This is a genomic window from Rhizobium sp. BR 362, from assembly GCF_036528765.1.
In the GTDB taxonomy this organism is placed as follows: domain Bacteria; phylum Pseudomonadota; class Alphaproteobacteria; order Rhizobiales; family Rhizobiaceae; genus Rhizobium.
The window spans coordinates 119,380-132,251 of sequence record NZ_JARWGH010000008.1 but is presented as its reverse complement, the minus strand read 5'-3'; the positions used below and the strand labels follow the sequence as shown (position 1 = coordinate 132,251).

The window sequence follows — 12,872 nt, the reverse complement described above, 5'->3', positions numbered from 1 at the left end:
ACGAACGCACGCTTTCGCTCTATCAACCATTGATTAGTGCATCTCTGCATGACACGATCACTTTCCCGCCGGCCCGAATTGGCACAAGGAACCGCTTGCATGCTCTTGCTCGCTCTCTCCCATGGCATTTTTCAGCCGGAAGATCTTGTCGTTCCGCAGCGCGTGTTCGATCGCGTGAGCTCCGAGTCCTGGTTTACGTCGGCGCCAGACGCGCGGGAGGAGTTTGCCCGCTATGTGCTGCGAATGTATTCGCGGGGTCTGGTCTTGCCAGAGCGGTTGGAAGAGCTGTGCCGGGTAGCGGCCAGAAATCGTTTCGCCACCGTGACGGTCCAACATGATATCACGGGCCGCCACTTTCTCGTGGTCGAAGACGAATACATGATCGCTCGGGAAGCAGCCCAAAGGTTGACTGAGTTGGGCGCAAAAGTTGTCGGCCCGGTGGGAAGTGTCAGCGACGCTTTCGAAATCGTCGAGTCGCCGCATGTTCGGGTCGATGCAGCTCTCCTTGACATCGTTTTGGACGGACAGATGATTTACCCGGTCGCTGCATTCCTCAAAATGAAGCACATTCCGTTCGCCTTCGTGTCAGGTCGCGACGATAGGCAGATACCTGCCTTCTATCGCTCGACACCGAGATTTTCCAAGCCGGTGGATTGGGGATTGATTGCGGCCCATCTGACGGAAAGGTCAACGACCATCCCATCCGATCCCGCCGAGTCAGCGGTCGACCGCTGCCTGAATTCCCAACCTGTTTGTTGGCGATCTCAGTAGCTTCGAAAAGATGGCGTGCGTCTTGTGGCTGTGTCGAATACCTAAAAGCCGGCTGATGCAATGGCCATGGCGGCGGCTAGCAGTCCGAGCAGGTTGAGCGATAAGGCGATCATGCCTGCCAGACCTTCGCTAGCCAAATGGCGCCTTCCGAAACGGGAATCGACGGAAACGGATATAAGCCCGGCCAGGAACCAGCTTGTGAGTGTGAGTGAGCCGAACAGGATGGCGAGTTGCGCTACGGTCATATGAATATCCTCTTCAGCGGTTGGCCATTCCACAGGTTGCCCGGATGATCGGCGGGCATGGTCCGCTCGATCCGAGGCGTCTTGTTATGGAGGCTAACGCGTTCTCGCCGGCTGATGCTTTTCGCGACCGTGGTGCTCGGCGATGTAAAGATATCCATTCCCGCGCAGTGCGCGCCTGCTTGATCCAAGATGTCAAACTCGTGCCAACTATAAAAGTGGCGATCAACAGCAATGGAAGATACTGCATCATAATAGTCTCCAATGGCCCCAACTGCCGAAATTCAGCATAGTTCCTTCGGGAAGTGATTTTTAACTGATCAGCTCTTTCGAAGCCGGCGGATATACCCGCGTGATCAAATTCTGCTGGAAAAATCTCAGCTATCGTCTGGCTCGTTGCTTTGGCAGCAATGGACACCTTCGGGAATGGAGCGAACGGATCGGTAAAACTTGCCGTGGATGCCGGAGATTATGCGACATCGGTAAAGGGCTGCTCCGTGATTTGCAAAGCTCGCGTTCTGGCAAGATCGCTCAACATCCGCTGCGCTACGCTAGGGGCCACGTGATGCGGCAGGTGCCCGACGCCGTCGAGCAGTTTGACAACGATCGCAGGGTGCCTCTGACGAAGCCAGTCGATATGCACAGCCGGGTCAACGATGTGATCTTCAGAACCGAAAAGAACATGTATGGGCATGTCCGCCGGCAGGTTCGGCAGCAATGCCATATCCCGGTTGAAGGCCCGTAGTTCATCGGCCATTGTTTCAATTGCAATCGGATTGACCATATGACTGGCCGGCAATGCTGCGAGGTGTGGCGGCAAGGTATCGGGAAACGATGATGCTCGAAGGCCACGATCCAAGAAGAATGTCGCCAGCCGGCTGATGACGTGGCGGCGGATCAGCCCCCCAACGAGCGGAGCCGACGCAGCCCTCAAGACAATCAAGGGCTTTGCCCGAACCGGACTGCAGCAAGGAGAGATGAGCAGAAGCGCCTTCACCAGATCGGGCCTGCGGGCAGCCAGGTGCAGCGCTGAGGCGCTGCCGATCGAGTGCGCGACGATCCAGACTGACGCGAGCCCAGAGGCATCGAGAAAGCGCTCCAACCAAAAGGACTGGCCAAGCGGCCCACGATCCGCAGTGGGGAGTGATGTACTGAAACCATATCCCGGGCGATCAGGGGCAATCAGCCGAAACTCGCCGTTCTCAAAAGGGATCAGCACTTCTTCCGCAAGGCTGCCGCAGCCGTGAAGAAGGACGACGGGGCTGCCGTTTTGCGAACCGCTTTCCAGAATATGAATCTGCTGATCACCGAGAAGGCGTGTGGTGCCGGATCTAGGTTGAATTAACTGTTTCGTGAACATGAGCCGTAGAACGCCTACGATTCAGCAAAGTTCCGGTAGATCAGTCCTGGAGGCTTCGTGAGGTAAGGCGGCGCTTTGCTGCGGAGCGATTGCGTGAAACTTCTCGAAAGAGCGGGCAAAAAAAAGCCGTTAGCAGGGACGGGATCCTGCCAACGGCAACAGGACACGATCTTGGGCACAAGCGTGCCCAGCCATGTCTCCGGCGGCTCATCGAACTTGCCGGGATCATCATTGTTCCCGCCTCGGGCTCCGATTTTTGCCGAAGCGTAGGAACGTCACCGATCCTGCAGACCATGGCTTGCTATTATCCGCCGTCGAAAGCGGGAACGGCAAATGCTGCTGGCCTGTCCAGCGTAATCTCTAGCCGACCTGGTTGACCACGAGCATGCCCGCAGGAAGCGGCTTTATCAGCGACTTTGCCGACATGGTTGGATCGAGCCAGTCGGCCCATGCATTGCGCTCCAGGATGGCGATCTGCCGATCGTGGTATGGGGCGATGTCCGGCCCCGGCTCCGTCGTCAGCATGGTGAAGGCCTGGCCAACATCCGGCGTTTCGCGCCAGACGCCCGCGATGCAGAAGATCGCTTCATCGTTCTTGGTGAACAGCCACTTGTCCTTGCGCTTCTTTTGCGGGTCCTTCGGGTCGGTGAACTCGTAAAAGCCATCCGCAACGATCAGGCAGCGGTTGGAACTGAACTCGCGGCCCTCCGACCGGAAATTATAGACCGGTCGCTTGTTCGGTCCGGACCAGCTCCAACGCCTCTGCACGAGTTCGGCTTCATCGCGCGTTCCGTCGATTGTCCTGACGATCGGTCCGACATCGGTGATCTTGATATCCTCCCGCGCTTCGAGGTTCGGCGTTCCTTCCGCGAAACGGATATTGATCTTCAGGTGGGAGAACTCCCTCACGATCGAGGCGACGTCCACTAACAGCCGATAATCATTGCACATTGGTCGTCCTTTTTGCCGTAGATTGATCCGCTCGCGGCCAAGCCGATGCAGGTGCGATATCGATGCTTTTGGAGAGGGGCGGACACGCCTTGTCTTTTCCTCTCCCCCGGGTCGCGTCGGCGCTGCTCTAAAAAGCGTTTAATTAAGACGTGAGATTTCGAGCTTGAGTTCCGTGTGGGGCCATCATCCTCTTCGTCCATCACAGAGAGGAACGATTTAATTCAGCAAATAGCTGAGGAGTTCCCGCCGCCAAATCCTGTCGGCATCTCAGAACGGCGCGTTTGGTGGCTCTAGGGTAACAAAATCCGGGATGAAATATCCGAGCCTCATATAGATGCGGGCTTCGTAAGCCGCCACGATGAAGGCATCTCTTGCAAGCTCAGGATCGGATCTGCCCTCGATTGCGGCGCGACAGATCATCAGCGCATCCTCATAAGCCTGGTCTTCTTCGGCCGGCCAATCTGCCACCAGACAATCGAGTGCTTCGGAACTGCTCCTGATCGTTCGAAATTCGCCGATCCGGTGTAGCTCAAGACTTACGGGCTCCTGCCATGTTTCATGCGCCAACATGATGTACCTCTGGTGCTAAAACGGAGCCACGGGCATCTTTGTTCCTGCGGAAGGATGAATGCTGGGCCTTTTTCCTCCTGTCACTCGTGTGAGCTTGAGCGAATTTGGCGAGGGTAGGCGCAGGCACATTGCACGGCGGTGCATTGAGGTTTCGGCGTTTGCCAGTAGCAACACACAGCTAAATTGAGTTGGCCGTCAAAACGGCAACGAAGCGTGTATTATCTTATTTTAAAATTTATCCGTGTATTAATCGTGCAAAAGAACAGGATGAGGAAGCTTATACGGCAGAATTGCTTTAAATTACCGGAGCAAGTGAAAGAAGGCGGCCGCGCGAATTGAAAAGCTCAGCCTTGGCGGGCAATTCTCTTTGCGAGACCAGTCGCCAAAATCTGATCCGAGGCGGTGCACGAGCACCAAACATACGAAGAGAAATGGGGCGGAATGAAAAAGCTTATGATTTTGGTGGCCGCTGTGGCGGCTTTTTCTATGTCGGCGAACGCCGCGTCGGTCACGAGCAAGGGCGGATATGAATATGATAGAAATCAACTGAGCGATGCCACGGTTCTCAATTGGAACGTCCAGGCATGCAGCCACAGTGGCATCGAGCCGGACGCGCAAAAGAAGCTTGCGAAGCTGATGGGCGTTTCGGAGGCCAATGTCCGCCTTGAGTTTCGCCACCGGATCCTCACCGCTTACGCGAAAGGCGCCATCCCCTACGACGACTATGTTCAGTTTGTCCAAGGTCACGTCATGGCTCCCAGCATCTCCAGGGCTTTGAGGATTGCTGGTTCGAGCCCCTCGAAGAGCCGTGGACAAGATGACATAGTACTTCCGGTTTTGGCGAAAATGGATTCCGGCGAGACCTTCAAAGGCTCGACGAGAGCATCGCACGGCAACGGCCACTTCTCGGTCCAGTCGTCACGGCATTCGGTGAAATGTTCCGGCGCTTACGACCTGAAGGATCGGCGCCCGACAGTTACTCTTCCGATTAAATGCTCGGATGGTCGTACCGGGCAAGCCGAGGTCACGAGAGCGCCGGATTCCATGTCGGCTTGGGGAAAGGTAAAGCTTTCCGATGGAAGCGCCGGTCGACTGGTGGTGGGCACAGTTCGAAAACAGCCGTGACAGGCAGGCGTGCGCCCACGCCTTCATATCCGACGACAAGATAAGATTTCCGGCACGGAACAAGCCGGGGCGGTCGCTCCGGCTTCTTCTTAGCTGTGCAGTCGCGTCGACTTTTATTGGTAATGACAAGGGCTTTCCTAAGCCGTTCTGCAGAACGTCACCGTGGCAGGCTACCGCGCCAAAAGCAAACACGCGCAAGCTTCGGATCAGGTGCCTCTGTTACGGATGTTAGCAAGAAACATCCTAGCGAGTAGCGCGGGCACTATGAAAACAAAAGCAGTCAGCTAGTTCGCATCGCGTTTATTCCGACGCCTTTCCCTCCGCGGCCAGCCATCCCAAAACCACTATGGCGGCCTGATTAGGCAAGGCGTGATCAAGCTAACATTTGGAACGCTCGTCTATGACTATCATTTCTTCTCTGTCCGCCAGTGCGATCAAATCTCTTTCCACCGCCACCATAGCGTCTCTGAGTACGGATGAGGTCGCGGCGCTGAGCACTAGCGCAATCAACGCGCTTACCTCAGTCCAGATCGCCGCGTTGGATACCGAGGACGTTGCTGTCCTTAGCTCGAAGCAAATCAATGCTATATCGGCGAGCGCCATTGTTGGCTTGGGGTTGGACCAACTGGCCGTTCTGTCGTCGGTCCAGATTGGGGGGCTCTCCACGGTCGATGTCAAACGGCTGACCACCACTCAGATCGGGGCGCTGTCGACAGAGCAGATCGGTTCATTGACGACGACGCAGATCGCCGCTCTGTCTGCCGCAGAGGTCGGTGCCCTGTCCTCCGAGGATATTGTGGCGCTGTCGAGCACCCTAATAGGCGCCCTCAGCGCGTCGGTGCTATCCAAGCTTTCCACCGCTAATGTTGCATTGCTCACCACCAGCACGATCGCCGGCTTGACGACGGCACAGATCGCTGCACTGACGACCGGCCAGATTGCGGCGCTTACGACCGGTCAGATCGACGTCTTGAGTTCCACCCAGGTAGCCGCTCTGAGCCTGAGACAGGTTGCGGCTCTGGGCGCCGACGGCGTGGCCGCACTTTCGACCGCGCAAATCGCTGCGCTGAAGACTGCCTCGATCGCCGGGCTGACCACTGGTGAGATCGCCGCTTTGTCGACGACGCAAATCGCGTCGCTGTCGACGGCGCAGATCGCAGCACTCTCTGCCGCCGAGGTCGGTGCCCTGACGACTGCGGATCTTGCGGCACTGTCGAGCAGCCAAATCGGCGCCATCAGCGCGTCGGTTTTGTCGAAGCTTTCCACTGCTAATGTCGCATTGCTCACCACCGGCACGGTCGCAGCTTTGAAGACGGCGCAGATCGCGGCGCTGACGACCAGTCAAATCGCGGCGCTAACGACCGGTCAGATCGACGTTTTGAGTTCCACGCAGATCGCTGCTTTGAGCCTGAAGCAGGTTGCGGCTCTGGGCGCCGACGGCGTGGCCGCACTCTCGACCGCGCAAATTGCCTCGCTGAAGACTGCCTCGATCGCCGGGCTGACCAGCGATGAGATCGCGGCGCTGTCGACGACGCAGATCGCGTCGCTGTCGACGGCACAGATCGCCGCGCTCTCTGCCGCAGAGGTCGGTGCTTTTTCGTCGGAAGAGATTGCGGCGCTGTCGACCAGCCAAATCGGCGCCATCAGCGCGTCGGTCCTATCGAAGCTTTCCACCGATAATGTCGCGTTGCTCACCACTGGCGCCATCGCCGCTTTGAAAACGGCGCAGATCGCGGCTTTAACGACTAGCCAGATCGCCGCGCTCACGACTAGTCAGATCGATGTCTTGAGTTCCACGCAAATCAGTGCTTTGAGCGCGAAGCAGGTTGCGGCTTTGGGCACCGACGCGGTGGCTACGCTTTCGACCGCGCAAATCGCTGCGCTGGGGACGGCCTCGATCACCGGGCTGACCACCGGTGAGATCGCGGCGCTGTCGACGACGCAGGTCGCCGCATTGACGACGACGCAGATCGCCGCTCTTTCTGCCACAGAGGTCGGTGCCCTGTCGTCGAAGCATATTGCAGCGCTGTCGAGCAGCCAAATGGGAGCCATCAGCGCGTCGGTCCTATCGAAGCTTTCCACCGATAACGTCGCATTGCTGACCACCGGCACGATCGCCGGCTTGACGACGGCCCAGATTGCTTCGCTGACGACCAGCCAGATTGCGGCGCTCACGACTAGTCAGATCGATTCCTTAAGCTCCACGCAGATGGCTGCTCTGAGCCTGAAGCAGGTTGCGGCTCTGGGCACGGATGCCGTGGCCACGCTCTCCACCGCGCAAATTGCCGCGCTGAAGACCGCCTCGATCGCCGGGCTGACCACCGGTGAGATCGCGGCACTCTCGATGACGCAGGTCGCCGCATTGACGACCTCGCAGATCGCCGCTCTCTCTGCCACAGAGGTCGGTGCTCTCTCGACGGCGGATATTGCGGCACTGTCGAGCAGCCAAATCGGCGCCCTCAGCGCGTCGGCTCTATCGAAGCTTTCCACTGCTAATGTCGCGTTGCTCACCACCGGCACGGTTGCGGCTTTGAAGACGGCGCAGATCGCGGCGCTGACGACCAGCCAGATTGCTGCACTGACGACCGGTCAAATCGACGTTTTGAGTTCCACACAGATCGCTGCTTTGAGCCTGAAGCAGGTTGCGGCTCTAAGCACCGTCGCCGTGGCGGCACTCTCGACCGCGCAAATTGCCTCGCTGAAGACCGCCTCGATCGCGGCGCTGACGACCAGCCAGATTGCCGCGCTGTCGACGGCGCAGATCGGCGCATTGACGACGACGCAGATCGCGGCACTGACCTCCTCAGAGATCGGCGCCCTGTCTTCGAAGGACATTGAGACCTTATCGACTGATCAAATCGAAGCGATTGGCACCCGAGGCGTGGCCGGACTGTCCACCTATGATATTTCCATCCTGTCCAGCGCTCAATTATACGCTATTACGACAGCCCAGGCGGCGGCATTGGACTCGGCCCAAGTGGAGGCGATCATTGCGGCCTATGCGGCTTATAGCTGAGGATGCCGCGCTGTAGAGGCCTAGTCGCTTGCATGGCTTAAGCTCTTCGCGGGACGCCGCGTGTGTCGGCCATGCTTTGAAACAGCTCGCCATCAGGCGAGTTGTGGCTTTGGATGAACCACCGAACTCGTGATGGCAGGCGATACGCTCCCGCGTGGTGACGGGAGCGCATTGGCTCTATGCGCCTTCGGTGAGCGACACCCGCTTGGTGGAGGGTCTGAGGACATTGTCGAGCGCCCAGCTACCTGCACCTACAAAGGCGATATAGAGGAAGATAAAGCAGAACATGATGGCTGCCTCGCCCATATTAAGCGCCGGCCAGAAGCCTTGCGGCGCATGCGCCATCCAATAGGCGGCGGCCATCTCGCCCGAGGCGATAAAGGCGGCAATGCGGGTGAACAGGCCGGCGGTGATCAGCAATCCCGTGACGATCTCGATTGCGCCGGCGACGAGCATGATGGCTGGCAATGGATATGGTACGCCAGGAATTGCCGCCGGGAACTGGAAGAACTTCATGGTCGCATGTTCGAGGAACAGCAAGGCGGTCACGATTCGCAAAATCGCGAGGACATGAGGTGCCCATTTGGTGGTGTTCAACATAATACTTCTCCTGAATGGCCGTTGAGGTCGTCAAGCGGCAGTGGTGTTGAGGTCGAAATTTCGGAACTTCATCACGGCGCGCTTTTGATGAGACTCTTGCACGCGCACATGTCGGCAGGTTTCGACGGCTTGCTCAGCTATTGCGCTTTTCCGTAGCTGATTGGCCCTTGGGGGCATTGCCGAAGCGGAAGCTGGATGCCGTGAGCCCGCCTGCGAAGTCTTTCTGGTGATAGGTAAGGGCGCCGGGTTCATCCCTTGCGGCTCCGACTGCCACCATCAGCGGAATGAGATGATCCTCGCGCGGATGAGCGGCCCGTGCGGATGGTGCTTGCTCCCATTCGAGCAGTAGTTTCGCGCGCTCATAGGGAGAAGAGTGGATGAGCGTCTGCTGGAGCCAGGCATCGAACTGACGGGATGGCTCGTAGCCGTCGTTGCCCCGCATTGCCCTCAGATTGTGATAGCTGAGGCCGCTTCCTATGATCAGCACACCCTCGTCGCGCAACGGCGCCAGCGCGCGTCCAGCTTCGAGATGCAGTGCCGGATCGTAGCTTGCATACAGCGAGAGCTGAACGACAGGAACCTTTTCCTCGGGGTAGAGCGGCTTCAGGATGCTGAAGGTGCCGTGGTCAAAACCGCGGGTCGGGTCGAGCTTCGCCTCGATGCCGCATCCCTGCAGCAGAGACTGCACCTGCTTGGCAAGCTCGGGCGCGCCCGGCGCGCCATATTTGATGTGATAAAGATATTCCGGAAAGCCGTGATAGTCGTAGACCATCCCCGGCTGGGCGCCTGAAGATATGGCAAAACCCTGCTCTTCCCAATGACCCGAGACGACCAGGATCGCCTTGACCGCATCGTCCAGTTCGGCGCGCATCTCGATCAGCGATTGCTCAAGCTTGTCGAAGTTGCGGCGGAACCCATCGGTGATGTAGGGCCAGGGGCCACCACCATGACTGACGAAATAGGTCGGAAGGCTAAGCTGATTCATATGGTCTGCCCTTGTCGAATGGTGCCAGTGCCGAACAGCATGCGGCGTTGATGAGGGACCTTGAACTTTTCATTGATGTTGATCAATGTGGCTTACATTGAAGAAACAATTCCTCCTGGTTGATGATCTATGGACACCTTGACGAGTTTGCGGGTCTTTTGTGCCGTGGCTGAATTCAAGAGCTTCACCGTGGCAGCAGACCGCCTTGGCCTATCGCCCGCAATGGCAAGCAAACATGTGATGCATTTGGAGGGGAGGCTTGGAACCCGGTTGCTGAACCGAACCAGCCGGCACGTCAGCATGACTGAAAGCGGCACGCTCTATTTCAACCAGACGAGGCAAATGCTCGACGGGCTGGACGAGGTGGAGGCGGCGGTGAGCAATGTCACGGTCATGCCACGCGGAACATTGAAGCTCAGCGCCCCGGTGTGGGCCGCAAATTCGCTGATCGCCCGGGCGCTTGCCGAATATCAGCAGCGCTATCCCGACGTGCGCTTCGACATCGATCTCAGTGGCCGGATCGTCAATCTGGTGGACGAAGGCTTCGATCTCGCTTTGCGTGCGACCGCGCCCGAGCGGCTCGATCCGAGCCTTGTTGCACGTCCCCTGATGCAGGTCGCCTTTCATCTCGTGGGCTCTCCTGCCTATCTGTCGCGAACGGGGCGTCCCGCCGAACCTGCCGATCTCAACGGCCACGCATTGTTGGCTTATAGCGGCATGAATACGAACGGCAGCTTGGCGCTTAGAGCACCCGGCGGGCCGGAAACGGTGAACTTCCGGCCCGTCATGCAAAGCGAAAACGAGATCATGTTGCATCTGGCCGCGCTCGAGCACATGGGGTTGGTCTTTCTGCCGATATGGATGACGCAAAATGACATTGCCGACGGCCGGCTGGAAATGGTGCTTCCGAACGCCGCGACATTCAACGCCACTCTTCATGCCGTATATCCCAGCAAGAAATACCTTTCAGCCAAGGTTCGCACCTTCATCGACTTTCTCGCCGCCCGAAAAAACCTCTGTTCGGTAGCAGCCGGAGAGCAACCTGCCGGGTAGGGGCATCCGATCGAGCGCTGAGCAAACCCTGCTTGCGATCGCCCCGCGGCTGAACTTCAGATGCGGCTTAAGGCCGAGCCTGCTCAGGCGCGCTTGCTTGCCGGTGCGTAGGCCGCCGGCCTTCGAGGAATTTCAAGGGTGATGGTCAAGCCGCCGGCCGCCGGCAGCGATGCGGAGACTCGCCCGCCGTGATGCTCGATCGCCTGCCGCGTGATTGCAAGGCCGAGGCCATATCCCCCTTCCGGCACGGCGTCGTTGCCGCGGGAAAATGGCTGAAAAATGCGTTCCAGCTCATCTCGCCCGACCCCCGGTCCTTGATCCGTCACGCGGATCTTGAGGAGATCGGCCGTCGTTTCACAGGACACCGAGATGCTTGAATGCGGGGCCGTATATTTAATGGCATTGCGAACGACGTTTTCGAGTGCCCGATAGATCAGCTCGCCTTCGACTTCGGCCAAGAACATGCCGCCGACGCCGGGCGTGATCGAGATCTGTCTGGCCTGGGCTTCGAATGCTGCGTCGCCCAGGATCTCGTTCAAAAGCTCGATGACATCAAGGGATTGCGTTTTCAAAGGCAAGCTGGAGCCGGCGGTCAGTCTGGCAAGTGTCAGGATTTCTCCCACTAGCATATCGAGCCGCTCGACCTCCCTGTCCATGCGATCCAGCATGACGTCGAGTTTCGCCGGATTCTGCCGGAGGACACCCACGGCGGCCTGCAGGCGGGATAGAGGCGAACGCAGCTCATGGGATACGTCGTGAAACAGCCGCTGCTGCGCATCCTGGAGCTCCTCCAGCCGCGAGGCGCTGGAATCGAAATCATGGGCGAGCGCAGTGACTTCGTCCCTGCGTCCCGCCATCTTGTCTCCGATACGGAAGTCGAAGCGCCCGTGGGCCAGCGCGCTCAGGCCATCACGCAGATGGACGACGGGGCGAATGAGGTATCGGGCGAGCGCACCCGCGGCTATCGTGCTGGCGATCAGGGTGATGATCCAGGGCAATATCGGAGCCAAGTTCTCAAGGGTGAAACTCATCGGCTTCGCGACGAAGATTCGGTAACAACTCCCCTCCTTTAGGAGTGAGCGTGCATCGGGCGTGGTCTCCTGCACACACGCATTGTCGTCTGACGTCTTCGACATGGACAGGCCGAGCGGCTCCGTCCTTTCGCTCGTGAGCATGAAATGTCTGGCGGCATCTTCGCCATCGGCTAGCAAGACGTTTGCAGTGAGATTGACGAGAAGCGTCCGCCTATCCTGTTCCAGTTCATGCGCGAACGGGACCGCCTGACTGAGCTTGAAGATGATCATGATGACGCCGACGGTTGCCGCCAGCGTTAGCCAGACGATCGCGAAGAATTTCCAGAACAGCCGGGGCATGATCAATCCACCAGAAGTTGGTAGCCTTGGCCGCGCACGGACTGAATCCAGGGTTGTCCGTCCTCCCGCAACCCGAGCTTCTGGCGAACGCTGCTGATATGGACGTCTATGCGGCGGTCGAACGGTGTCAGCGGCTTTCCGAAAGCCCGTTTCGAAATGTCCTGCTTCGACACGAGCTGGCCGGCGCCGCGGGCGAGGACTTCGAGGAGGCTGAATTCGGTGCCGGTCAGATCCAAAGCCTCGCCGCGCCACTCGGCGGTTCTGCTGCCCGGATGGATGACGAGCTGGCCTGCTCTTAGCGTATCGGTCGACGCCCCGGTTGCAGCTTGGCCGGTCCGTCGCAGGATCGCCCGCAGGCGCGCCGCAAGCTCGCCAGGCGAGCATGGTTTCGGGACATAGTCGTCGGCGCCAAGGTTCAAGCCCGAAATCCGGTCGATGTCATCGCCTCTCGCCGTCAGCATCAGCACGGGAACCTGGCTTAGCTTCCGGATTCTCTGCAGAACCTCGATCCCGTTCATCCGAGGCATCATAATGTCGAGTACGATGATGTCGACCGTATTGCCGGCGGCAGCGGCAATAGCCGCACGGCCATCCGTGTCCGTTATGACCTCATATCCTTCCTCGATCAGATATTCCTGAAGAAGTGTCGTCAGCTCGACGTCGTCGTCGATGAGAAGAACCTTGTTCATGCACGTTACCTGTCATTCCTATCAGCGATTCATACCGCACAAATGCGGGCGCAGGACGAAGTTTTACCCACCTTAACACTAACTTGACCGCACTTAACGTTCGCCCGGCTACTGATCAATGTGGCGGCATCGGTCGC

12 protein-coding genes are annotated in these 12,872 nt (G+C 58.5%); 4 read left to right on the top strand and 8 right to left on the bottom strand.

The annotated features are described in order from the left end of the window. Positions 1 to 99 precede the first annotated feature (99 nt). Positions 100 to 771, top strand: coding sequence for a hypothetical protein (locus tag QDY28_RS14330; protein ID WP_331382353.1), 672 nt, complete (start codon positions 100 to 102; stop codon positions 769 to 771). A gap of 41 nt (positions 772 to 812) precedes the next feature. On the opposite strand, the gene QDY28_RS14325 is transcribed toward QDY28_RS14330, so the two are convergent. From QDY28_RS14325 to QDY28_RS14310, 4 genes are all read right to left on the bottom strand, one after another. Then, a complete protein-coding gene (locus tag QDY28_RS14325; RefSeq protein WP_331382352.1) occupies positions 813 to 1,016 on the bottom strand; it encodes a hypothetical protein in 204 nt (67 codons plus the stop codon). Positions 1,017 to 1,482: 466 nt separating this feature from the next. Continuing rightward, on the bottom strand, positions 1,483 to 2,373 hold the full coding sequence (locus QDY28_RS14320; RefSeq protein WP_331382351.1) for an alpha/beta fold hydrolase: 891 nt from the start codon (positions 2,371 to 2,373) through the stop codon (positions 1,483 to 1,485). Positions 2,374 to 2,733: 360 nt separating this feature from the next. Continuing rightward, complete coding sequence (locus tag QDY28_RS14315) at positions 2,734 to 3,324, bottom strand: SOS response-associated peptidase (RefSeq protein ID WP_331382350.1); 591 nt, start codon at positions 3,322 to 3,324, stop codon at positions 2,734 to 2,736. A 267-nt stretch (positions 3,325 to 3,591) separates the two neighbouring features. Further along, positions 3,592 to 3,894 (bottom strand): DUF982 domain-containing protein, encoded by a 303-nt coding sequence (locus tag QDY28_RS14310; RefSeq protein ID WP_331382349.1) that lies wholly within the window; start codon positions 3,892 to 3,894, stop codon positions 3,592 to 3,594. Positions 3,895 to 4,335: 441 nt separating this feature from the next. Here QDY28_RS14310 and QDY28_RS14305 point away from each other — a divergent pair, with 441 nt between their 5' ends. Together QDY28_RS14305 and QDY28_RS14300 are read left to right on the top strand one after the other, a co-directional pair. Then, a complete protein-coding gene (locus QDY28_RS14305; RefSeq protein ID WP_331382348.1) occupies positions 4,336 to 5,019 on the top strand; it encodes a hypothetical protein in 684 nt (227 codons plus the stop codon). A 400-nt stretch (positions 5,020 to 5,419) separates the two neighbouring features. Next, entirely contained in the window at positions 5,420 to 8,035 is a 2,616-nt protein-coding gene (locus QDY28_RS14300; protein ID WP_331382347.1) for a beta strand repeat-containing protein, read from the top strand. A 177-nt stretch (positions 8,036 to 8,212) separates the two neighbouring features. On the opposite strand, the gene QDY28_RS14295 is transcribed toward QDY28_RS14300, so the two are convergent. Both QDY28_RS14295 and QDY28_RS14290 read right to left on the bottom strand, forming a co-directional pair. After that, positions 8,213 to 8,635 (bottom strand): DoxX family protein, encoded by a 423-nt coding sequence (locus tag QDY28_RS14295; protein ID WP_331382346.1) that lies wholly within the window; start codon positions 8,633 to 8,635, stop codon positions 8,213 to 8,215. Between the two features lie 133 nt (positions 8,636 to 8,768). Next, positions 8,769 to 9,620, bottom strand: coding sequence for a DODA-type extradiol aromatic ring-opening family dioxygenase (locus QDY28_RS14290; RefSeq protein WP_331382345.1), 852 nt, complete (start codon positions 9,618 to 9,620; stop codon positions 8,769 to 8,771). Between the two features lie 129 nt (positions 9,621 to 9,749). On the opposite strand from QDY28_RS14290, the gene QDY28_RS14285 reads away from it, so the two are divergent. Next, the gene (locus tag QDY28_RS14285) at positions 9,750 to 10,673 is read left to right on the top strand and encodes a LysR family transcriptional regulator (RefSeq protein ID WP_331382344.1); all 924 of its coding nucleotides are present in this window, start codon (positions 9,750 to 9,752) and stop codon (positions 10,671 to 10,673) included. Between the two features lie 83 nt (positions 10,674 to 10,756). On the opposite strand, the gene QDY28_RS14280 is transcribed toward QDY28_RS14285, so the two are convergent. Both QDY28_RS14280 and QDY28_RS14275 read right to left on the bottom strand, forming a co-directional pair. Then, positions 10,757 to 12,046 (bottom strand): HAMP domain-containing sensor histidine kinase, encoded by a 1,290-nt coding sequence (locus QDY28_RS14280; protein WP_331382343.1) that lies wholly within the window; start codon positions 12,044 to 12,046, stop codon positions 10,757 to 10,759. Between the two features lie 2 nt (positions 12,047 to 12,048). Next, a complete protein-coding gene (locus QDY28_RS14275) occupies positions 12,049 to 12,735 on the bottom strand; it encodes a response regulator (RefSeq protein WP_331382342.1) in 687 nt (228 codons plus the stop codon). Between the last annotated feature and the right edge of the window lie 137 nt (positions 12,736 to 12,872).

Coding starts and splice junctions, on each gene's coding strand:
- QDY28_RS14330 (WP_331382353.1), top strand. CDS start 100: ATGCTCTTGCTCGCTCTCTCCCATGGCATTTTTCAGCCGGAAGATCTT.
- QDY28_RS14325 (WP_331382352.1), bottom strand. CDS start 1,016: ATGACCGTAGCGCAACTCGCCATCCTGTTCGGCTCACTCACACTCACA.
- QDY28_RS14320 (WP_331382351.1), bottom strand. CDS start 2,373: ATGTTCACGAAACAGTTAATTCAACCTAGATCCGGCACCACACGCCTT.
- QDY28_RS14315 (WP_331382350.1), bottom strand. CDS start 3,324: ATGTGCAATGATTATCGGCTGTTAGTGGACGTCGCCTCGATCGTGAGG.
- QDY28_RS14310 (WP_331382349.1), bottom strand. CDS start 3,894: ATGTTGGCGCATGAAACATGGCAGGAGCCCGTAAGTCTTGAGCTACAC.
- QDY28_RS14305 (WP_331382348.1), top strand. CDS start 4,336: ATGAAAAAGCTTATGATTTTGGTGGCCGCTGTGGCGGCTTTTTCTATG.
- QDY28_RS14300 (WP_331382347.1), top strand. CDS start 5,420: ATGACTATCATTTCTTCTCTGTCCGCCAGTGCGATCAAATCTCTTTCC.
- QDY28_RS14295 (WP_331382346.1), bottom strand. CDS start 8,635: ATGTTGAACACCACCAAATGGGCACCTCATGTCCTCGCGATTTTGCGA.
- QDY28_RS14290 (WP_331382345.1), bottom strand. CDS start 9,620: ATGAATCAGCTTAGCCTTCCGACCTATTTCGTCAGTCATGGTGGTGGC.
- QDY28_RS14285 (WP_331382344.1), top strand. CDS start 9,750: ATGGACACCTTGACGAGTTTGCGGGTCTTTTGTGCCGTGGCTGAATTC.
- QDY28_RS14280 (WP_331382343.1), bottom strand. CDS start 12,046: ATGCCCCGGCTGTTCTGGAAATTCTTCGCGATCGTCTGGCTAACGCTG.
- QDY28_RS14275 (WP_331382342.1), bottom strand. CDS start 12,735: ATGAACAAGGTTCTTCTCATCGACGACGACGTCGAGCTGACGACACTT.